Genomic DNA, 21,125 nt, shown 5'->3' on the forward strand with positions numbered 1-21,125 from the left:
CCTTCTTTTTTGCCCGAAGTCCAAAGGCCGGCGACGGCGCGCCTGAGGACGGATCAGGCGTCCGAGACGCCGTCGATCCACGTCTGGCGGACCCGGAGGTCGTCGTCCAGCAGCACGAGGTCGGCGGCCTGTCCGGCCCGGATCGCGCCGCGCTCGCCCGCCAGGCCCATGAAGGCGGCGGGGGTGGCCGAGGCGATCGAGACCGCGTCCTCGATCGACAGGCCCAGCATCGACATGGCGTTGCGCACCGCGCCGATCATGTCGAGGTCCGAACCCGCTAGGGTGCCGTTGTCGTCGACGCAGACCCCGTCGACCACCCGGATATGGCGGCCCTGCAGGTCGAAGCTCTTGTCGATCATGCCGACGGTCGGCATGGCGTCGGTCACCAGCATGAAGCGGTTCAGCGGACGCGTGCGCAGGGCGATGCGCAGCACGACCGGATCCACGTGGCGGCCGTCGACGATGATCCCGCACCAGGCGGTGATGCTCTCCAGCGCCGCGCCGACCACGCCCGGCTCGCGGCTGGTCAGTGGCGACATGGCGTTGAACAGGTGGGTGAAGCCGGTCAGGCCGGCGTCCAGCGCCTTGCTCACCGTGCCGTAGGCGGCGTTGGTGTGACCGGCCGCGACCGTCACCCCGGCGGCCGTCAGACGACGGACCATCTCCGGCGTGGTGGTCTCCGGCGCCAGGGTCACCAGGGTCTTGCCGCGCTTGAGCGAGCTCAGCAGGGCCACGGCCTCGTCGTCGAGGGTCCGGAACTTGCTGGAATCGTGGATGCCCTTGCGCTTCACATTGAGGAACGGGCCCTCGATATGGACGCCCAGCACACCGGGCACCCCGGCCTCGATCGCCTGTTCGGTCGCCCGCATGGCCGCGTCGACCACGGCCAGGTCGTCGCTGATCAGGGTCGGCAGGAAGCCGGTGGTGCCGTAGGGCCGGTGGGCCGCGCCGATGGCGGCGATCGCCTCGACCGTGGTCTGGTCGTTGAACAGCACTCCGCCGCCGCCGTTGACCTGGGTGTCGATGAAGCCGGGGACCAGCAGGCCGCCGTCCAGGTCGTGACGCGCCGCGCCTGGGGGCGTGTCAGCGCTGTCGATGACGCCGTCGATCCGCCCGTCGCGGATCGTCACGGCCTTGCCGTCGACGATCCCTTCGGGCGTCAGGATGCGGCCATTAACGAGTACGGACTGCATCAGACGGTTTCTGTGACCTTGTTGAGGTGCGGCGGGCTGTCGGGATCGTAGCCGCGGGCCACCGACAGCGCATTGGCCATTCGATAGAAGCTCTGGATCATCAGGATCGGCTCGATCACGGGATGGGCGGCGAGCGCCGGCAGGACTCCGGCGCCTGTTTCACCGGCGCCGGCCAGCAGCACGTCGCCGCCGCGCTCGGTCACGCCCTTGGCCATGGCGTCGACGCTGTCGCGGCTCTCGTCGTTCTGGGCGAACACCAGCACCGGGAAGCCGGCCTTCACCAGGGCCATCGGGCCGTGCAGCACCTCGGCGGCGCTGAAGGCCTCGGCGTGCAGGCCGCAGGTCTCCTTGAACTTGAGCGCCGCCTCCTGGGCGACGCCGAAGCCGACGCCGCGTCCCAGGACATAGAGGTTGCGGGCCAGCTTCAGCCGTTCGACGGCCGGGGTCCAGTCCAGGGTCCAGGCTTCGGCCAGGAGGGCGGGGAGGGTGGTCAGGGCGGCGGCCAGGTCGTCGTCCTGGGTCCAGGCGGCGACCAGTTGGACGATGGCGGCCAGGGCGGCGATGTACGACTTGGTGGCCGCGACGCTCAACTCGGGTCCGGCGTGCAGCGGCAGCACCTCGTCGGCCAGGGCGGCCAGGGGCGAGGTGGTGTCGTTGACCAGGGCGATGACGAAGGCGCCGGCCGCCTTGGCGGCCTGGACGGCGGCCAGGAGGTCGGGGCTCTTGCCCGACTGCGAAATGGCCAGATAGAGCACGTCGCCCAGGTCCTGCTGGGCGGCGTAGACCGAGCTGACCGACAGAGCGGCCGACGAGGTCAGCACGCCGGTGCGGGTCTCGAACAGGTACTTGGCGAAGGTGGCGGCGTGGTCGCTGCTGCCGCGCGCGCAGGTGACCACGGCGCGGGGCGGATTGGCGCGCAGGCGCTCGGCGATCTTGGCGGCGCGGCCGGCGTTGGCGCCCAGCTGGGCGGCGACGGCTTGCGAGGCCTGGCCGGCCTCAAGGAACATGCGGGTCGATTCCGCCGTCAGCCGCCCGGGGCCGGACGAGGGCTCGGCGGGGGGTGCGGGTCGGGTCAAGACGTTGGCCTCCAAGACGGACGTTCCCTTTACATAAGATCGCGGGGCGGACCCCGTTCAGTTCGGACCCCTCAGGAAAGGGCGTTCAGCTCGGCGACGAAGTCGTAGGCGTCGCCGCGGTAGTAGGATTGTGTGACTTCCACCGCCCGGCCGTCGGGCAGGAAGCTCCGGCGCTCGATCAGCAGGCCCGCGTCCTTGACCGGCACGCCCAGGAGGTCGGCCTGCTCGGCCGTGAACAGCACCGCGCGCAGCCGCTGCAGGGCGCGGGCGGGACGGTGGCCGGTGGCTTCCAACGCCTCGTAGAGCGAAACGCCCACCACCTCGGCCGAGGGCAGGGCGTAGCCGGCGATCGTGGAGTACTCCAGGGCCATCGGCGCGCCGTCGGCGTAGCGGATGCGGGCGAAGCGGAAGACCGGCGTTCCGGGCGACAGGCCCAGGGTCAGCGACTCTTCCGGCGTGACCGAGCCCTCGGCCTTGCTGATCCATTCGCTGCGCGGGGTGCGTCCACGCGAGATCATGTCCTCGGTGAACGACGACAGCTTGGAGAAGCTCTTCTCGACCCGGGCGGCGACGAAGGTGCCCGCGCCCTGGCGGCGCGTCAGCAGGCCCTCGCTGACCAGGCCGTCCAGGGCCTTGCGCACCGTGATGCGCGAGATGCTGAACTCCTCGGCCATGTCCCGCTCGGCGGGCAGGGCGTCGTCAGGCGACAGGATCTTCTTCTGGATGGCTTCGCGGAGGGCGCGCTGCAGCTGCTTGTAGAGCGGCGCGTGATCCTGGCCGTGCGGGCCCAGCCCCCCGATCCGTTCAGAAAACATCGTCAATTCGGCACCCCCGCGCAAATCCGCGCCACCCCATGATCACCGAGATAGCATATGACCATTTTAGCACCAATAAGAACATGGTCTGCAATTGGTTCTTTTTTGGCCTTGTCATCCGATAAATTTCCGTCACAGTCGCCTTCCGAGGCCCGAGAAGTACCGCATTCTACGGATGTCCGCAGATAATTGGTATCAGATTGGGCTTGGGGTTCGGCTCCAGGCCCAAGGGTCTGGAAAAAGGGGAGAAGCCGAGTATGCGAAATTTCCACAAGACCATTCTAACAGCGTCCGCCAGCGTTCTGGCGGTTGCGTTGGCCGCGCCGGCCTTCGCGCAGGACACTACACAAGTCGACGAACTGGTCGTCACCGGCATCCGCGCTTCGCTGCAGGCCTCGGTCGAAGCCAAGCGTAACGCCAACGCCGTCATCGACGTGATCACCGCCGAGGATATCGGCAAGTTCCCGGACAAGAACGTCGCCGAGTCTCTGCAGCGCGTCCCGGGCGTCACCATTCAGCGCGAGTTCGGCGAAGGCGAGCGGATCTCGATCCGCGGCACGGCGCCGACCCTGAACCGCACCCTGCTCAACGGCCACGCCGTGGCCACCGCCGACTGGTTCATTCTCGATCAGTTCAAGGCCAGCCGCAGCTTCAACTACCTGATGCTGCCGTCGGAAATCGTCGGCAAGGTCGAGGTCTTCAAGAGCCCGACCGCCGACATCGACGAAGGCGGCGTGGGCGGCACGGTCAATGTGCACACCCGCAACCCGCTGGACCTGGCCCCGATCTCGGTCTCCGGTTCGCTGCAGGCCTTCCACGACGAGAAGTCGGGCAGCACCGATCCGACCGCCTCGGCCATGCTGAGCTGGCACAATGACGACAAGACCCTGGGCGTCCTGGTCGGCGGCATCTACGACAAGCGCCGCATCCGCCGCGACGGCATCGAGGTCCTGGGTTACCAGGCCGTCGACACCTCCATGGGCACGGGCACGAACATCACCGGCATCACGCCCGGCCAGACGGTCTACGCGCCCAGCCTGATCGGCTCGTCGCTGTTCACCCAGACCCGCGAGCGCAAGGGCGCCAACTTCGCCATCCAGTACGCGCCCAATGACAAGTGGGACCTGAACCTGACCGGCCTCTATTCGAAGATGGACGCCGACAACTTCAACCAGAACTACATGGCCTGGGTCAGCCAGAAGATCGGCGCCCTGGCCACGACGCCAACCGAGGTGTTCAACATCACCAAGGTCAGCAACGGCACGGCCGTCGCCGGCAACTTCAACACCCCCGGCGCCAACGGCGTGGTGTTCGACGCCATCGACCGTATCGCCCACACCAATGTCGGCTCGATCGACCTGGCCGGCACCTTCCGTCCGGCCGACGGCTGGGAGTTCAGCGGCCGCATCGGCTACACCAAGGCCAAGGGCTCCACCGACCTGCAGCCGTTCTGGGAAACCAACGCCGCGACCGGTCTGAGCTATGACCTGTCGGGCGGTCTGCCGAAGGTGAGCTTCACCGACATCAACCCGACCACGGCCGACGACGAGATGACGCTGGGCTGGGCCTCGGCCAACACCACCGTCAACGACGACGACGAGTTCTACACCTTCGTCGACGGCGAGAAGTTCCTCGACGGCGGCGTCTTCAGCTCGGTCAAGTTCGGCCTGAAGTACACCGACCACGATCGCGAAGTGGTGCAGACCTACGGTCAGCGCCGCGCCCTGTTCGGCCCCACGGCCTGCGGCGGTCACTCGTGCTCGCTGGCCGACGTGGCCAACGGCGTCACCGACAGCGACTACCTGGACGGCATCAAGGGGCCGGGCGTGCTCAGCTCGTACCTGACGGCCAGCAAGGACAAGATCGAGGCGATCTACGCCGCCATGGGGCCGCCCACGATCTATGACCCGAACAACCCCAACGTCGGCGGCTGTATCGGCCTGGTCAACTGCAACCACTTCGGCCCGCTGGAAAGCTTCGACTTCAACGAGAAGACCTTCGGCGGCTACGTGATGGGCAACCTGAAGGGCGAGGGCTGGCGCGGTAACGTCGGCGTTCGCGTCGTCAACACCAAGATCGAGACCAACGCCTGGCGCGTCGGCGTCTCGGCGGGCACGCCGGGCGCGATCAACAACCCGTTCGGCCTGATGGCGCCGACCTCGGGCGAGAAGGAATACACCGACATCCTGCCCTCGGCGAACCTGTCGTTCGACGTGCGGGACGATGTGGTGCTCCGCGTGGCCGCCGGCCGCGTCCTGGCCCGTCCGGACTACGCCCAGATGGCCGGCTTCACCTCGCTGACCGAGTCCCTGCTGACCGCCTCGGGCGGCAACCCGAACCTGGATCCGTATCGTGCGAACCAGTACGACGCGTCCCTGGAATGGTACTTCGCGCCCCAATCGCTGCTGTCCGTGGCGTTCTTCTACAAGGACATCTCGACCTACATCGTCCAGGGCGCGACGACCGAAAAGCTGCCGCTGCAGGCCGCCGCCACCGACCCGCGGGTCGTCAACCCGGCCAACCAGTGCGTCCTGCAGTCGCCCGGTCTGTACAGCTGCAACTACAATGTCGGTCGTCCGGTGAACGTGCCGGGCGGTGAGACCAAGGGCGTCGAGGTCAACTTCCAGATGCCCATCTGGAACGGCTTCGGCGTGCTGGCCAACTACACCTACACCGACGCCAGCTCGACCACCGACGTGCCGATCCCGTCCAGCTCGAAGAACATCGCCAACATCAGCGGTTACTACGAGAACGAACGCTTCAGCGCCCGTCTGTCCTACAACTACCGGTCCAAGTTCTTCGTCGACTACGACGCCGAGCGTGGCTACCGCCAGCTGTGGTCGGACTCGCTCAAGTCGCTGGACGCCTCGGCCAGCGTGAACATCACGGACCAGATCTCCCTGAGCCTGGATGCGATCAACCTGACCGACGAGAAGCAGACCGACAACTACGACAACGACAAGAACCGTCCGGCCCGTATCTACAAGAACGGCCGCATGGTCTTCGGCGGCGTCCGGTTCAAGTTCTAACCCGCGTATCGGGGCCTTCGGCGCTCGCGCCGGAGGCCTCCAGTTTCCTCCCGAGATCGTTGCATCGGAGGCGGCATGGTCCAGGATCGTCTCATGACCTGCCCGCCGCCGATCGCGACCAAAGTCCTCCTGACTGCAAGCACGGAGCTGGGGCGGAGCGGTCAAACGCTCCGCCCGCTTTTTGCCGCCCGTGTCCTCGTCGCATGTCAGCCGCAGAGCGCTTCCTCATGATCATCACCCCGCCGTTCGCCAAAGCCGCCCTTCGAGCCGTCCCCAGGGGGCTCGGCGCGCTGTCGGCCTCGGTCGCCGTGCTGGCCTTCGCCTCGGCGGGCCACGCGGCCGAACCGGTCCTGACCCTGACGCCCGCGCCGGCCAAGGCCGAGCTGGGGCGGGGGACCTTCGCCCTGACCGCCAGGACCCGGATCTTCGTCGCCAAGGGCGATGTCGAGGCCCGCGTCGTGGCCGGCCAGCTGTCCGACATGCTGTTCAAGGCCCGGGGCCTGAAGCCCGTCGTGGTCGTGGTCGAGGGCGCGCCGCCCGCCGGCGAGGCCGGCATCGTCCTGGCGCGCGGCAAGGCTACCAGCGACAAGCCTGAAGCCTATGCTCTCCAGGTGACCCCCACCGGCGTCACCATCACGGCCGCCAAGCGCGCGGGCCTGTTCTATGGCGCGGTCAGCGTCTGGCAGCTGGCCGTGCAGGACGCCGCCAAGGGCCCCGCCCAGCTGCCCGCCGTCGGCGTCGACGACGCCCCGCGCTTCGCCTGGCGCGGCTTCATGCTGGACAGCGCCCGACACTTCCAGAGCGTCGAGACGATCAAGTCGATCATCGACACCATGGCCGCCCACAAGCTGAACGTCCTGCACTGGCACCTGGTCGACGACCAGGGCTGGCGGCTGGAGATCAAGAAGTATCCGAAGCTGACGTCCGAAGGGTCCTGGCGCGTTCCGGCCGGGGCGGCGGGGCGCGATCCCAAGACCGGCAAGCCGATCCGCTACGAGGGCTTCTACACCCAGGACCAGGTCCGCGACCTGGTCGCCTACGCCGCCGCGCGCGGGATCACCATCGTCCCCGAGATCGAGATGCCGGGCCACGCCCTGGCACCGCTGGTGGCCTATCCGCAGTTCGGCATGACCAAGACCCCGCCGCGCGCCAACATGGGCGACTGGGGCGTGTTCCCCTATCTCTACAAGCCCAGCGACGAGACGTTCGGCTTTCTCAACGACATCCTCGACGAGGTGATGGACCTCTTCCCGTCCGAGTACATCCATGTCGGCGGCGACGAGGCGGTCAAGGACCAGTGGAAGGCCAGCCCAGAGGTCCAGGCCCAGATCCAGGCGCTTGGCGTCAAGGACGAGCACGGCCTGCAGAGCTGGTTCATCCAGCGGGCCGAGAAGCACATCAACAGCCGCGGCCGGCGGATGATCGGCTGGGACGAGATCCTGGAGGGCGGCCTGGCCCCCAACGCCACGGTCATGTCCTGGCGCGGGATCGAGGGCGCGGTCGCCGCCGCCTCGCAGGGCCACGACGCGGTGCTGGCGCCCGACAGCACCCTCTACATGGACCGCCGCCAGAGCGCCTCGGCCGACGAGCCGCCCGGCCGGATCAAGATCGTCAGCCTCAAGGACGTCTACGACTTCGACGCGGCCCCGGCGGCCCTGACGGAGGCCCAGCGCGCCCACATCCTGGGCCTGCAGGCCACGGCCTTCACCGAGCACATGCGCACCGACGAGCGGCTGGAGAAGATGACCTTCCCGCGCCTGATCGCCGTGGCCGAAAACGGATGGACGCCGGAGGCGGGCCGCAGCTGGGACAGCTTCGCCGCCCGCCTGCCGGCCGAGACCGCGCGGCTGGACGTCCTGGGCGTCGCCCATGACACCGTGCCCTACGAGCCCCAGGCCGCCCTGCGTCCGGCCGACGGCGGCCAGGTCTCGGTCGCCCTGGCCTCGGGCCTGGGCCTGGGCGAGATCCGCTACACCACCGACGGCAAGGCGCCGACCAAGGCTTCGAGCCTCTACGAAGCGCCTCTGGCCGTCGCGCCGGGCAAGACGATCCGTACTCGGACGTTCCTGGGCGCCGACGCTCTGGGCCGGGTCCGCGACTACCCCGTCAGCCTGCTGGCCGCCCAGACCCGCAACAGCCACCAGCTGGAGCTCTGCGGCGACGGCATCAACCTGTCGCTCGAGGACGACGCTCCAAAGAGCGGTTCTGGGAACGGCCCCCGCGCCGTGTTCGCGGTCAATCTGATGAACGCCTGCTGGGTGTGGAAGGGCGCGGACCTGTCGGCGCCGCTGAATCTGACCGCCCGCATCGGCCAGGTCCCGTTCAACTTCCAGATCGGCGCCGACCGCGAGAAGATCCCGCTGCGCGCCCCGGCCACGCCCGACGGCGAGCTGGAGGTGCGGATCGACGGCTGCGCGGGCGAGCGGATCGCCGCCATCCCGCTGGGCGCCGCCGCCCGCGGACCGGGCCTGGGCGTGGTGTCGGGCGTGCTGGCCAGGCGCGAAGGCGTCCACGACCTCTGCCTGACCTTTACAGCGCGCACGGTCGAGCCGACGCTGGTGCTGGACCAGGTCACACTGACCCCGATCAAAGCCCCAACCAAGACCAAGAAGAACTAGACCTCTTAGGAAGCAGGAAGCGTACCGGTGGCCAATCTCGTACTGTCCTCGCCGCTCAAGGGCTGGATCGCCCCGCTCGACGAGACGCCCGACGCGGTGTTCGCCGAGCGCATGCTCGGCGACGGCCTGGCCATCGATCCGCTGGGCTCGACCCTGCACGCCCCTTGCGACGCCCGGGTGATCGCCGTGCACGCCACGCGCCACGCCGTCACCCTGCGGGCCGACAACGGCGCCGAGATCCTGATGCATGTGGGCCTGGAGACCGTCGGCCTGGGCGGCGAGGGCTTCGAGGTCCATGTCGAGAACGGCCAGGCCGTGAAGGCCGGCGACAAGCTGATCAGCTTCGACCTGGACCTGCTGTCGCAGCGCGCCAAGAGCCTGATCACCCCGGTGGTGATCACCAATCCCGACGCCTTCCAGATCGTCCGCCGCGAGCAGGACCACGCCGCCTCGGTCGGCGACTTCCTGATGGAGCTGGCGCCCGTGGGCGGGGCCGGCGCGACCCTGGCGGTCGCCGAGGGCGAGGTGTCGCGCGAGGTGGTCGTGCCGCTGCAGCACGGCATCCACGCCCGCCCGGCCGCCCGCATCGCCGAGAGCGCCCGCAAGTTCGCCGCCGAGGTGGCCCTGGTCGCCGTCAACCGCCGGGCCAGCGCCAAGAGCCCGGTGGGCGTGATGTCCCTGGCCATCCGCCATGGCGACCGCATCAGCGTCGTCGCCTCGGGTCCCGACGCCGACTTCGCCGTCGCCGCCGTCGTCGAGCTGATCGAGGGCGGCATGGGCGAGAGCGCTGCCCTGCCGCCGACCGCGTCCCCGGTCGCCGTGGTCGAAGCCGTCCGCGCCGCCCCGCCGTCCGAGCCGGGCCTGCTGCGCGGCGTGATGGCCGCGCCGGGCCTGGCGATCGGCCAGGCCGTGCGTTTCGTCTCTAGTGACATCGTCGTGGTCGAGGCGGGCGCCGGCGCCGGCCATGAACGCGCCGCGCTGGAAGAGGCCCTGGGCCTCGTCCGCGCCAAGATCGAGAAGTCGGCTAGCAAGGGCGACAGCGCCCGCAAGGCGATCCTCGGCGCCCACCTGGCCTTCCTGGAAGACCCCGAACTGACCGCCTCGGCCCACCGGCTGATCGCCGACGGCAAGAGCGCGGGCTTCGCCTGGCGGCGCGCCGTCGGCGGCTATGTCGAGGCCCTGCGCGGCCTGGGCGACCGCCGCCTGGCCGAGCGTGTCGACGACCTGATCGACCTGGAGCGCCAGGTGCTGCGCGCCCTGTCCGGCGAAGAGGACGAGGCGCGGACCCTGCCGGTCGGCGCCATCCTGCTGGCCGACGAGCTGCTGCCCTCGCAGTTGATGGGCCTGGAGGCCGGCCAGGTGGCGGGCTTCTGCACGGCCAAGGGCGGGCCGACCTCGCACGTGGCCATCCTGGCCGCCGCCATGAGCATTCCTGCCATCGTCGCCGCCGGCCCGGGCGTGCTGGAGGTCACCGAGGGCGCGGGCCTGATCCTTGACGCCGAGAACGGCAGCTTGCGGGTCGGCCCCGACGCCGCCCAGCTGGCCGCCGCCCAAACCGCCATCGCCGCCCGCCACGAGCGCAAGGCCGCCGCCAAGGCCGCCGCCCATCAGGAAAGCCGCACCGCCGACGGCGTGCGCATCGAGGTGTTCGGCAATGTCGGCTCGCTGAACGACGCCCTGGCCGCCGCCGCCAACGGCGCGGAAGGCTCGGGCCTGCTGCGCACCGAGTTCCTGTTCCTGGAACGCGAGACCCCGCCCGACGAGGACGAGCAGGCCCGCCAGTACCAGGCCATCGCCTCGGCCCTGGACGGCCGCCCGCTGATCATCCGCACCCTGGACGTCGGCGGCGACAAGGCCGCGCCCTACCTGCCGATCCCGGCGGAAGAGAACCCGGCCCTGGGCCTGCGCGGCGTGCGCGTGTCGCTGTGGCGGCCGCACCTGCTGAAGACCCAGCTGCGCGCCATCCTGCGTGTGAAACCGCTGGGCCAGTGCAAGATCATGGTGCCGATGATCGCCAGCCTCGACGAACTGCGCGCCGTCCGCGCCATGCTCGACGAGACCAAGCGCGAGATGGGGATCACCGAACGGGTCGAGCTGGGGGTGATGATCGAGACGCCCGCCGCCGCCGTCACCGCCGACCTGCTGGCCGCCGAGGCCGACTTCCTGTCGATCGGCACCAACGACCTGACCCAGTACGTGCTGGCCATGGACCGGGGCAATCCCGAGCTAGCGGCCCGCATCGACGCCCTGCATCCGGCCGTGCTGCGGATGATCGACCAGACCTGCAAGGGCGCGGCCCGGCATCAGCGCTGGGTCGGTGTCTGCGGCGGCCTGGCGTCGGACCTCGTCGCCGTGCCGGTGCTGGTCGGGCTGGGCGTCACCGAGCTGTCGGCCACGGCCGCCACCGTGCCGGAGGTCAAGGCCCTGGTCCGCACCCTGGACCTGCCGGCCTGCCAGGCCCTGGCCCGGCAGGCGCTGGACCTGACCTCGCCCGAGGCCGTCCGAGATCTCTGCAAAGCCTTCCAGGCTGGAGCCTAAGCGATGAAGTCCCCGCTCGAATTCCTCCAGCCCCTGGGCCGCGCCCTGATGCTGCCCATCGCCGTCCTGCCGGTGGCGGGACTGCTGCTGCGGCTGGGCCAGCCGGACCTGCTGAACATCGCCTTCGTGGCCGCCGCCGGCGACGCGATCTTCTCCAACCTGGGCCTGCTGTTCGCCATCGGCGTGGCCGTGGGCTTCGCCAAGGAGAACAACGGCGCGGCGGGCCTGGCGGGCGTGGTCTGCTTCCTGATCGCCACCGAGGGCGCCAAGGCCCTGCTGCATGTGCCGCCCGAAGTCACGGCGGGCCTGATCGAGGCCCATGCCGGGTTGGCGTCAGCCGCCTACAAGGCCAAGGCCCTGGCCAAGCTCAGCGTGCCCATCGGCATCGCCTCCGGCCTGATCGGCGGGGTGTTCTACAACCGCTTCTCGACCTTCAAGCTGCCCGAATACCTGGCCTTCTTCAGCGGCCGGCGCTTCGTGCCGATCATCTCGGGCGTGGCCGGCCTGCTGATCGCGGTGCTGATCGGCTTCGGCTACGACGGCATCAACGGCGTGGTCGACGGGGCCAGCCGGGCCATCGTCGGCTCGGGCGAGCTGGGCCTGCTGGTCTACGGGTTCCTGAACCGGATCCTGATCGTCACCGGCCTGCACCACATCCTCAACAACATCGCCTGGTTCGTGATCGGCGACTATCACGGCGCGACCGGCGACCTGCGGCGGTTCTTCGCCGACGACCCCAGCGCCGGCGGCTTCATGAGCGGGTTCTTCCCGGTGATGATGTTCGGCCTGCCCGCCGCGTGCCTGGCCATGTACCACACGGCCCGGCCGGAGAAGAAAAAGGCGGTCGGCGGCATGCTGACCTCGCTGGCCCTGACCTCTTTCCTGACCGGCGTGACCGAGCCGATCGAGTTCAGCTTCATGTTCCTGGCCCCGCTGCTCTACGCGGTGCACGCGGTGCTGACGGGCGTCGCCATGGCGGTGATGAACCTGCTGGACATCAAGCTGGGCTTCACCTTTTCGGCCGGCCTGTTCGACTACGTGCTGAACTACGGCAAGGCGACCCACCCGCTGTGGCTGCTGCCGCTGGGGCTGCTGTACGCCGGAATCTATTACGGCCTGTTCCGCTTCTTCATCGTCAGGTTCAACCTGAAGACCCCGGGGCGCGAGGACGACGATCTGGTCACCGCCGAGGCGGCGAGCACCGGCGGCGGACGCGGGGCCGACTTCGTCCAGGCCCTGGGCGGCGCGGGCAACCTGGTGTCGGTCGACGCCTGCACTACCCGCCTTCGCCTGATCGTGGTCGACCAAGGCGCGGTCAGCGAGCCGACCCTGAAGGCTCTCGGCGCGCGCGGCGTGGTCAAGCCGTCGGACAAGGCCCTGCAGGTCGTGCTGGGCCCGATCGCCGACGGCGTGGCCGGCGAGATCCGCGCGGCCATGGGCGCCCCCGCTCCGGCCAAGCCTGTGGCCACGACCGCCAAGGCCGCCGTCGCCCTGCCCACCGCCGCCGACGACAGCCGGGCCGAGGCCCTGGTGTCGGCCCTGGGCGGCCTGGGCAATGTCGAGACGGTCGGGGCCTGCTCCAGCCGCTTGCGCCTGGTGGTTCGCGACAGCGGTCGGGTGGACGAGGCGGCGTTGAACGCCCTGGACTCGCGCGGCGTGGTCCGGGTCGGCCAGCGTTCGGTGCACGTGGTGCTGGGCCCTGACGCCGAGCGGATCTGCGAGGCGGTGCGTTGCCTGCTGCCCGCCTGACTCGGCGATGCTAGGAATGTGAAGGCGTAAGGGGACGGGCGTGGACGAAAAGCCGATCAACGACATCCTGATCGTCGGCGGCGGCACGGCCGGCTGGATGACCGCCGCCTACCTGGCCCGGCGCCTGGGGGCGATGCGGCCGGACGGCGTGCGCATCACCCTGATCGAGTCCAGCGAGATCGGCATCATCGGGGTGGGCGAGGGCACCTTCCCGACCATCCAGAACACCATGCGGACGATCGGCGTCGACGAGGCGCGGTTCATGCGCGAGGCCGGGGCGGCCTTCAAGCAGGGCATCAAGTTCGTCGACTGGAAGACCGCGCCCAAGGACGGCGCGCACAGCCACTACTACCACCCGTTCGCCCAGCCCCGGCTGCTGAACGGCGGCCTGGACCTGGCGCCCTACTGGCTGATGGGCGAGGCGGGCGACGTGCCGTTCTCCGACGCCGTCACCCTGCAGGACAAGGTCTGCGACGCGATGCGCGGACCCAAGCGGCTGGACGATCCGCAGTACGGCGGGCCGATGGCCTACGCCTACCATTTCGACGCCGGCAAGCTGGCCGGCCTGCTGCGCGACGTGGGCAAGGCCACGGGCGTCGAGCACCTGCTGGGCAATGTGTTGGCGGTGAACAAGACCGACGAGGGCGCGATCGCCTCGGTGACGACGCGCGAACACGGCGACCTGACGGCCGACCTCTATATCGACTGCACCGGGTTCGCCGGCGCCCTGATCGGCAAGGCCATGGGCTCGGCTTGGATCGACAAGGGCGACACCCTGTTCGTCGACCGCGCCCTGGCCCTGCAGGTGCCCTACGACCGCCCGGACGCCCCGGTGGCCACCACCACCATCTCGACCGCCCACGAGGCCGGCTGGACCTGGGACATCGGCCTGCCCGACCGCCGCGGCGCCGGCTATGTCTATTCCAGTCGTCACACCACGGACGATCGCGCCGAGCAGATCCTTCGCGGCTATGTCGGCAAGGCGGGCGAGGGTCTCAACCCGCGCCTGCTGAAGCTGAAGGTCGGCCATCGCGACCGGCACTGGATCAAGAACTGCGTGGCCGTTGGCCTGTCTGGCGGCTTCCTGGAGCCGCTGGAATCCACCGGCATCGTGCTGATCGAGGCCGCCGCCTACATGCTGGCCCGCAACCTGCCGCGCCAGGGCGGGATGGAGGCCGCGGCCCGCCAGTTCAACGCGGCGATGACCGACCGCTACCTGCGGGCCATCGACTTCATCAAGCTGCACTACTGCCTGAGCCGGCGCACCGACAACAGCTTCTGGACCGACAACGCCGACCCGGCCTCGATCCCCGGAAGCCTGCAGGACCACCTGGCGATGTGGAAGCACAGGCCGCCCAACGTGTTCGACTTTCCGAACCTGCACGAGAGCTTCAAGTACTTCAATTACCAGTACATTCTGTACGGCATGGGCTACGAGACCACGGTCGATCCGGCCGCCCACGCGCATGGCGACCTGGCGCGGGCCGACTTCGCGCGGGTGCGCGAGGCGGGACTGCGGGCCGCCGCCAGCCTGCCCGACCATCGCGCCCTGCTGACCGACGTCTATACGAAGGGCTTCTCGTCCAAGGCTCCCGACCTCGCCACGGCCGAGGCCGGCGAGGCGCCGCGGCGGTGAGCCTCTTCGCGCCCGGCCCCGACCCGCGCGTCGAGGTCGTGCGCATCGGCCGCGAGGGCCATCCGATGCTGATCCTCGACGGGCTTCTGGCCGGCGCTGAAAGCCTGGTCGACTTCGCCGCCGACACGGCTGTCCTGGCCCCTGTCAAGGCGGCCGCCAACTTCTATCCCGGCGTCCGCGCCCCCGCCCCGCCGGGCTATGTGCAGGCCCTGATCACCGCCCTGCGGCCGCACCTGGCGGAGGCGTTCGGCGCGCCGGCGGAGGGCAAGGCCCACGTCACCTGCGCCCTGTCGATGGCGGTCCTGCCGGCCGACCAGGCGAGCCTCGCCCAGCGCCTGCCGCACATCGACACCACGGCCCCGGCCCAGCTGGCGATCCTGCACTATCTGTGCGGTCCCGAGCACGGCGGCACCGCCTTCTACCGCCACCGCGCCACCGGATTCGAGGCGGTCGATCCCGAACGCGGCCCGGCCTATCTGGCCGCCCTGCGCCGGGAGATGGCGCAGGGCGAGGCCGACCGCGACGGCTACATCAGGGCCTCCGACACGCTGTTCGAACAGACCGCCGTCGTCGCCTCGGCGTTCAGCCGGATCGTGGTCTACGCCAGCAACCTGCTGCACGCCGGGATGCTGCCCGATCGGCCCGCCAGCGCCGATCCGCGCCTTGGCCGCCTGACCGCCAACACCTTCTTCCGACCCGAGATAGCCTGACCGCGCGCCTCTGAAGCGGCTTCGCAAGCGCCTGGGCGCCAACGTTGTCATCCACCCAGAAGCTTCAAGTCACGACAGGCCTGTCCAAGCCTCGCCCCGATGATCGGCCTAGCGTCCCGGCGGACTTCGGCGGCACGCGCCGGATCGACAGAGAGGCGGGCGCATGAGCACATCTTCCGGTGACCAGGGTTCGCGCGAGCGGGACTCCGGCGGGCAGAACCTGGGTGAAAAGGACGGGGCGTCGCGGCGCAACGTCGTCACCAGCGGCCTGAGCCTGGCCCTGATGAGCGCGCTCCCGTCCCTCTCCGCGTCCACATCGACCGCGGCGACGCCCAAGGCCTCGCCCAAACCCCCAGGAGACACGAAAATGAGCAGCGGCTTCGTCACCACCAAGGACGGCACGCAGATCTTCTACAAGGACTGGGGTCCCAAGACCGCGCAGCCGATCGTGTTCCACCACGGCTGGCCGCTGAGCGCCGACGACTGGGACAACCAGATGATGTTCTTCCTGGGCGAGGGCTTCCGGGTCATCGCCCACGACCGTCGCGGCCACGGCCGGTCGAGCCAGACCGACACCGGCAACGAGATGGACACCTACGCCGCCGACGTCATCGCCCTGACCGACCACCTGGACCTGAAGAACGCCGTCCACGTGGGCCACTCCACGGGCGGCGGCGAGGCCATCCACTACGCCGCCCGCGCCAAGCCCGGCCGCGTGGCCAAGGTGGTGCTGATCGGCGCGGTGCCGCCGATCATGGTCAAGTCCGACAAGAACCCGGGCGGCCTGCCGATCGAGGTGTTCGACGGCTTCCGCGCCGCCCAGAACGCCAACCGCGCCCAGTTCTTCCACGACGTCGCGGCCGGCCCGTTCTACGGCTTCAACCGTCCGGGCGCGAAGGTCTCGCCGGCCACCGTCGAGAACTGGTGGCGCCAGGGGATGATGGGCGGCGCCAAGGCCCACTACGACTGCATCAAGGCCTTCTCGGAGACCGACTTCACCGAGGACCTCAAGTCGGTCGACGTGCCGGTGTTCCTGATGCACGGCGAGGACGACCAGATCGTGCCGATCGCCGACTCGGCCCTGATCGGCATCAAGCTGCTGAAGAAGGGCACCCTGAAGACCTATCCGGGTCTGCCGCACGGCATGTGCACGACCCACCCGGAAGTCGTGAACCCCGACTTGCTGGCCTTCATCAAGGCCTAGGCTCCGGCGACCGAAGCTGACGAGGGGCGTCCGCCACCGGCGGGCGCCCTTTCATTTTGCCCGGACTAGGCGTCGCGAACCGCCAGGATCACCGACGTCCAGCCTTCCAGCGTCACGATCTGGCCGTCGACGTCGGCGATCCCGAACGCCGCGCTCTCGACCGCCAGGCTGTCGGGCAAGGCATAACGCACGGTCTCCCGCCCGAAGTTCAGCAGCACCAGCAGGGTCTCGCCCCGGCGATAGGCGAAGACCTGTTCGTGGGCGGGATCGATGTCCTGATAGGCCCCTTCACGCAGGTCGGCCGATCCGCGCCGGAACGCGATCAGGGCGCGGGTGTGGGCCAGCACCGAGTCCGGCCGCGCGGCCTGGTCTTCCGCATTGATCGCCTCGGCGTTCGGATTGACCGCCAGCCATGGCTTTCCCGTGGTGAACCCGCCGTTCGGGCCGGCCGTCCACTGCATCGGCGTGCGGCTGTTGTCGCGGCCCATGGCCCGGGCGTTGGCCAGGTACTCTTCCTCCGACACCCGATGCTTCACGTCGCGCCAGCGCCCCGAAACCTCCAGGTCGTCGAAGTCGTCCAGGGTCCGGAACGGGTAGTTGGTCATGCCCAGCTCCTCGCCCTGATAGAGGAACGGCGTGCCGCGCTGGGTGAGGATCAGGGTGTTCAGCACCTTGGCCGAGCGTTCGACCCAGGCCGGGTCGTCGTCGCCGAAGTGCGAGACCGAGCGCGGGTTGTCGTGGTTGGACAGGAACTGGGTGTTCCAGCCGAACGGCCCGGCCGCCTGGTCCAGCTCGGTGTAGAGCGCCTTCAGCCGGGGCAGGGTCCAGGAGGTCTTGCGCCAGCCGTCGATGTCCATGCGCACGATGTCGAAATTGATCACCAGGTCCAGTTCGCGGCGACGGCTGTCCATCAGGTCCCGCGCGGCGTCGGGGGTGACGCCGAAAGCCTCGCCGACGCTCAAGGTGTCGTAATGATCCAGCACCTCGCGGCGCATCTCGCGCAGGTAGTCGTGCAGCTTGGGGCCGGCGGCGTAGACGAATTGCGGGGCGCGGCGCTCCTGCGGCGTCAGGTCGGGCAGGCCGGGCTGCTTGGAGATGAACGGGATCACGTCCATCCGGAAGCCCGACACGCCCTTGTCGAGCCAGAACCGCATCAGGTCATAGACCTCCTCGCGGACCTTGGGGTTCTCCCAGTTCAGGTCGGGCTGTTTGGCGGCGAAATAGTGCAGGTAGTACTGGCCGGAGCCCTCGTCCAAGGTCCAGGCCGGCCCGCCGAAGAAGGCGCTGTAGTTGTTGGGCGGACCGCCCTCCTCGCCGTCGCGCCAGATGTAGTAGTCCCTGTACGGATTATCGCGCCCTTTGCGGCTCTCGACGAACCAGGCGTGTTCGTCGCTGCTGTGGTTGACCACCAGGTCGATGATCAGCCGCATGCCGCGCGCCGTCATGCCGGCCAGCATGGCGTCGAAATCGGCCATGGTCCCGAACTGGGCCATCACCTTGCGGTAGTCGCGGATGTCGTAGCCGTTGTCGGCGTTGGGGCTGTCGAAGTGCGGCGACAGCCAGACCACGTCGACGCCCAGGTCTCTCAGATAGTCCAGCCTGGCCGTGATCCCCGGCAGGTCGCCCACCCCGTCGCCGTTCGTGTCGAGGAACGAGCGCGGATAGATCTGGTAGACGACCGCGTCCTTCCACCAGGGACGTTCGACGGCGGGCGTTGGATCGGCGCTCACGACAGGACTCCGTTCGGCGACTCGGCTCGACGCTAACCGGCCAAGACGCGGCTGGCGACCGCCGACGCCTTGCGCGGCCGTGCATGTTCTCTAAGGTGGTGTGTCGTTAAAATAATAGCTCAGGTTGTTTTCGACCTGAAGGGAGGTCTCGATGTCGTTCAAGACCGAGCTGGCGATGGCGCGCGAGGACGCCAAGCTGGTGCAGGCGCGTCGTGAGGAGGAGCACGCCCGCCAGGCCGAAGCCGCCCACGTCATGGCCACCGACCCCGACCGGTATTGGGCGCGCTACTACCTGACCGACGATCTGGTGATGCAGGCCATCCGCGGCAGCGGCAGCTTCGCCATCAGCCTGCCGGCCGCCGCCTTCGGCTCGCAGACCGCCGCCCGCCTGGACGAGTTCCGCGACGCCGGCGCCGACGTCGACGTGGTCGAGACCAAGTCGCCGGCGCCCGACGGCGGCGACCCGATCGTCGTCAAGCGCGTCACGATCCGCTGAAGACACGGTCCGCCGTCCGCGAGCGGGCCGCGCGGGTCGGTGTCTGATTTTTAGGGGTTAGTGGCGGAGAGGGTGGACGCTCAATTCCTATCAAAATTCCATAATTTCAAACGTTTAGCTTTATTACAGCGAGGTGTCGTTCCACAAATCGATCCGCAAACCACTAAAATATGAGCATGTATCATCTTGAATATGGCCGATTAGGGCACGTTCTGATGACATGCAAATCTCGGAGCTTGACCGTCAACGAAAGAAGACTTGCTTCTGATACAAACAGGATCGAGGCCCGGCAGTTCAGCGTCACAAGCGGACATCTGTGCCGCGATCTCAATTGGACTCTGGGGTTGGTCAGCTAGGCGTACCTGCCGCCCCACCACAGATGCCTTCTACCAACACCGACCTGCGCGCCGGTTGACCGGCACGGTTAGTTACGCAACTCAGCTTCTTACGCTGCAAGATGCAGTACGGATCAAAGCCAGTTTGTGCGGCTCGTGCCGCCTGCGGCCTTGATCGCGACCGCGTCGGCGTTGAAACTGACCGGTCCGCTCATAGGCTGCCCCAATGCCCTTCACCACCTTCCGCGAATGGCTCGAGACCGATTACGTGTCGCCGGTCACCTCGCGCCCCTTGGGCCACGACGCGCCCAGCGACTACGTCTCGCGATTGCGGCTGCTGTCCCGCTTGCTGGACGCCGATATCGAGGGCGCCCCGGCCGAGACCCTCGAGGAGCTGGCCACCACTTTCGCGTCGCATCGCGCAGTCGCCGCAACACAGTCGCGGAAGGCGATCATCGACATGCGCGTGGCGCTGCGGCGATACGCCCTTTACCTCCGCCTACAGTCCAGCGCTGATACGGCCGCCTCTTCTGGCGAAGCGCGGGCGGAGACCTTGGCGAGACAGCTCCGAAACCTTGGCTTCGACCAGACTGGTGCGCGCCAACACACGTTCGAGCTTAGGCGCGGCGACCTGATTGTCTATGTGAAGCGGCTCTCGGACACCTTGCCGGTCGTTGTGGCCCCGGAGTTCGAAGCTTGCTTCTCGGCCCTGGCCAGCCTGGACGGCGTCAGGGGATCCACGCCGTTCGCTTATTATCACAACAGTCAGATGCCGGCCTTTCCGAAGCGGCTACACGGCGGGCATTCTCCCATTCACTACGGGCTCGCGTTTGATGTCGGGGGCCCCGCAGCGCTGGACCGGTTCGTCGCGGCCCTGATCGGACGCGACTTTCTCGCGCCGACCGCTGCGGATAGAGCCGAGCAAAACACAGAGACGGTGAGGCTCCAGAAGGCCCGCCTCGGTCAGGGTCAGTTCCGCGCCGATCTGTTCGAGGTCTGGGGTCGCTGCCCATTGAGCGGCGTATCCACGCCTGAGTTGCTCCGGGCCTCCCACATTAAGCCCTGGCGGGTCAGCGATCGCCGGGAGCGGCTGGATCCGAACAACGGCATTCTCCTCGCCGTCCACTTCGACTGCCTTTTCGACAACGGCTTCATCTCTTTTGACGAGGACGGCGGACTGCTGATTTCGGATCGCCTGTCCGACGCGGAGCGCGCGGCGTTCCCCATGCTGGACGCCTCCCGCCGTATTTCCCTCACCGCAGGCCACCTGCCTTATATCGCGCACCATCTAACCGAGGTGTTCCTCCACGGCGTGCAGACCACCCGCTGATTCAAGAGCCCGCTCCGCTCGCACAGCGAATGGTATGGCTCCGGAACATCTGAGGCAGATCCCCCGGTTGGCTACGCCGCCCGGATCGCTTAGGTTGAAATGCAAGCTCCGGATTCGCCGGACAAAACGTCTATGCCCGGGGGGGCTGCGTGGAAGGTATCGTGAAGTGGTTTGCGGGCGTCGATTGGCTCGCGCTCGCTTCGGGCGCCGCGATCGGCGTGCTGGGGCTCGGCCTGCGCATCATCATGCAGGCTCCCGTCAAGGCAGTGACCGAACACGCACTTGCTATCCGCGCGCTGTCGCGTCTGTCTCCGCAAGAGCCCTTCGGAGGTACATGGGAAGTCACCTGGCGCGTCGACAGCCGGCGGTTTCCAGACGAGAACATCGACCGCGTCCGAATCTACAGACTGTTCTCGAACATCACGTTCACCACGACGGCGACCCTGCGCGACGGATCGTCGGAACAGTGTGTTTTTGTCGGTAAACTTGTCGACAAGACTATCACTGGACGCTGGTACAACCCGGCGGACGCGGATCGAGGCTATTTCGGTACGTTCCAGACGAGGCTCCACGCGAGCTTGAAAGACGCCAAGGGATCGTGGGTGGGCTGGACGAACGATGGCGAAGTGCAGGCCAACGCGCTGACGCTCAAGAAGGTCGCCTAGG

14 protein-coding genes are annotated in these 21,125 nt (G+C 68.4%); 10 read left to right on the forward strand and 4 right to left on the reverse strand.

The features are described 5' to 3' along the window. Positions 1 to 53 precede the first annotated feature (53 nt). Genes nagA through AC1DMQ_RS05105 form a run of 3 tightly spaced genes read right to left on the reverse strand, consistent with a single transcriptional unit; the run spans position 54 to position 3,084 of the window. Positions 54 to 1,193 carry an N-acetylglucosamine-6-phosphate deacetylase gene (gene nagA, locus AC1DMQ_RS05095; protein ID WP_477032457.1) on the reverse strand — a complete coding sequence of 380 codons (1,140 nt, stop codon included), beginning with the start codon at positions 1,191 to 1,193 and terminating at the stop codon, positions 54 to 56. After that, positions 1,193 to 2,284: an SIS domain-containing protein gene (locus AC1DMQ_RS05100; protein WP_477032458.1), complete on the reverse strand. Its 1,092-nt coding sequence runs from the start codon at positions 2,282 to 2,284 to the stop codon at positions 1,193 to 1,195. Before AC1DMQ_RS05100 ends, nagA begins: the two co-directional genes overlap by 1 nt. 56 nt (positions 2,285 to 2,340) lie before the next feature. Beyond that, positions 2,341 to 3,084 carry a GntR family transcriptional regulator gene (locus AC1DMQ_RS05105; protein ID WP_477032459.1) on the reverse strand — a complete coding sequence of 248 codons (744 nt, stop codon included), beginning with the start codon at positions 3,082 to 3,084 and terminating at the stop codon, positions 2,341 to 2,343. Between the two features lie 257 nt (positions 3,085 to 3,341). Between AC1DMQ_RS05105 and AC1DMQ_RS05110 the strand changes: the two genes are divergently transcribed. From AC1DMQ_RS05110 to AC1DMQ_RS05140, 7 genes are all read left to right on the forward strand, one after another. Continuing rightward, a complete protein-coding gene (locus tag AC1DMQ_RS05110; RefSeq protein ID WP_477032460.1) occupies positions 3,342 to 6,113 on the forward strand; it encodes a TonB-dependent receptor in 2,772 nt (923 codons plus the stop codon). A 227-nt stretch (positions 6,114 to 6,340) separates the two neighbouring features. Next, positions 6,341 to 8,731, forward strand: coding sequence for a family 20 glycosylhydrolase (locus AC1DMQ_RS05115; protein WP_477032461.1), 2,391 nt, complete (start codon positions 6,341 to 6,343; stop codon positions 8,729 to 8,731). A 27-nt stretch (positions 8,732 to 8,758) separates the two neighbouring features. Further along, a complete protein-coding gene (ptsP, locus tag AC1DMQ_RS05120; RefSeq protein ID WP_477032462.1) occupies positions 8,759 to 11,269 on the forward strand; it encodes a phosphoenolpyruvate--protein phosphotransferase in 2,511 nt (836 codons plus the stop codon). A gap of 3 nt (positions 11,270 to 11,272) precedes the next feature. Beyond that, positions 11,273 to 13,018, forward strand: a complete 1,746-nt coding sequence (nagE, locus tag AC1DMQ_RS05125) for an N-acetylglucosamine-specific PTS transporter subunit IIBC (protein ID WP_477032463.1) — start codon at positions 11,273 to 11,275, stop codon at positions 13,016 to 13,018. A gap of 40 nt (positions 13,019 to 13,058) precedes the next feature. Then, positions 13,059 to 14,654 (forward strand): tryptophan halogenase family protein, encoded by a 1,596-nt coding sequence (locus tag AC1DMQ_RS05130; RefSeq protein ID WP_477032464.1) that lies wholly within the window; start codon positions 13,059 to 13,061, stop codon positions 14,652 to 14,654. Beyond that, positions 14,651 to 15,364: a DUF6445 family protein gene (locus AC1DMQ_RS05135; RefSeq protein WP_477032465.1), complete on the forward strand. Its 714-nt coding sequence runs from the start codon at positions 14,651 to 14,653 to the stop codon at positions 15,362 to 15,364. The genes AC1DMQ_RS05130 and AC1DMQ_RS05135 overlap by 4 nt, the downstream gene beginning before the upstream one ends. 367 nt (positions 15,365 to 15,731) lie before the next feature. Beyond that, positions 15,732 to 16,568, forward strand: a complete 837-nt coding sequence (locus AC1DMQ_RS05140; protein WP_477032512.1) for an alpha/beta fold hydrolase — start codon at positions 15,732 to 15,734, stop codon at positions 16,566 to 16,568. Positions 16,569 to 16,633: 65 nt separating this feature from the next. On the opposite strand, the gene AC1DMQ_RS05145 is transcribed toward AC1DMQ_RS05140, so the two are convergent. Next, complete coding sequence (locus AC1DMQ_RS05145) at positions 16,634 to 18,298, reverse strand: alpha-glucosidase (RefSeq protein ID WP_477032466.1); 1,665 nt, start codon at positions 18,296 to 18,298, stop codon at positions 16,634 to 16,636. Positions 18,299 to 18,449: 151 nt separating this feature from the next. On the opposite strand from AC1DMQ_RS05145, the gene AC1DMQ_RS05150 reads away from it, so the two are divergent. The 3 genes from AC1DMQ_RS05150 (at position 18,450) to AC1DMQ_RS05160 (ending at position 21,124) form a co-directional block, all read left to right on the forward strand. Beyond that, a complete protein-coding gene (locus tag AC1DMQ_RS05150) occupies positions 18,450 to 18,794 on the forward strand; it encodes a hypothetical protein (protein ID WP_477032467.1) in 345 nt (114 codons plus the stop codon). Between the two features lie 561 nt (positions 18,795 to 19,355). After that, positions 19,356 to 20,459 (forward strand): HNH endonuclease, encoded by a 1,104-nt coding sequence (locus tag AC1DMQ_RS05155; protein ID WP_477032468.1) that lies wholly within the window; start codon positions 19,356 to 19,358, stop codon positions 20,457 to 20,459. Positions 20,460 to 20,608: 149 nt separating this feature from the next. Next, on the forward strand, positions 20,609 to 21,124 hold the full coding sequence (locus AC1DMQ_RS05160) for a hypothetical protein (protein ID WP_477032469.1): 516 nt from the start codon (positions 20,609 to 20,611) through the stop codon (positions 21,122 to 21,124). Position 21,125: the final 1 nt, after the last annotated feature.

Source organism: Caulobacter sp. 05L422, assembly GCF_056397765.1.

Excerpts from the sequence above, each read along its gene's own strand:
- nagA (WP_477032457.1), bottom strand. The coding sequence starts at position 1,193 with ATGCAGTCCGTACTCGTTAATGGCCGCATCCTGACGCCCGAAGGGATC.
- AC1DMQ_RS05105 (WP_477032459.1), bottom strand. The coding sequence starts at position 3,084 with ATGTTTTCTGAACGGATCGGGGGGCTGGGCCCGCACGGCCAGGATCAC.
- AC1DMQ_RS05110 (WP_477032460.1), top strand. The coding sequence starts at position 3,342 with ATGCGAAATTTCCACAAGACCATTCTAACAGCGTCCGCCAGCGTTCTG.
- AC1DMQ_RS05115 (WP_477032461.1), top strand. The coding sequence starts at position 6,341 with ATGATCATCACCCCGCCGTTCGCCAAAGCCGCCCTTCGAGCCGTCCCC.
- nagE (WP_477032463.1), top strand. The coding sequence starts at position 11,273 with ATGAAGTCCCCGCTCGAATTCCTCCAGCCCCTGGGCCGCGCCCTGATG.
- AC1DMQ_RS05140 (WP_477032512.1), top strand. The coding sequence starts at position 15,732 with ATGAGCAGCGGCTTCGTCACCACCAAGGACGGCACGCAGATCTTCTAC.
- AC1DMQ_RS05150 (WP_477032467.1), top strand. The coding sequence starts at position 18,450 with ATGTCGTTCAAGACCGAGCTGGCGATGGCGCGCGAGGACGCCAAGCTG.
- AC1DMQ_RS05155 (WP_477032468.1), top strand. The coding sequence starts at position 19,356 with ATGCCCTTCACCACCTTCCGCGAATGGCTCGAGACCGATTACGTGTCG.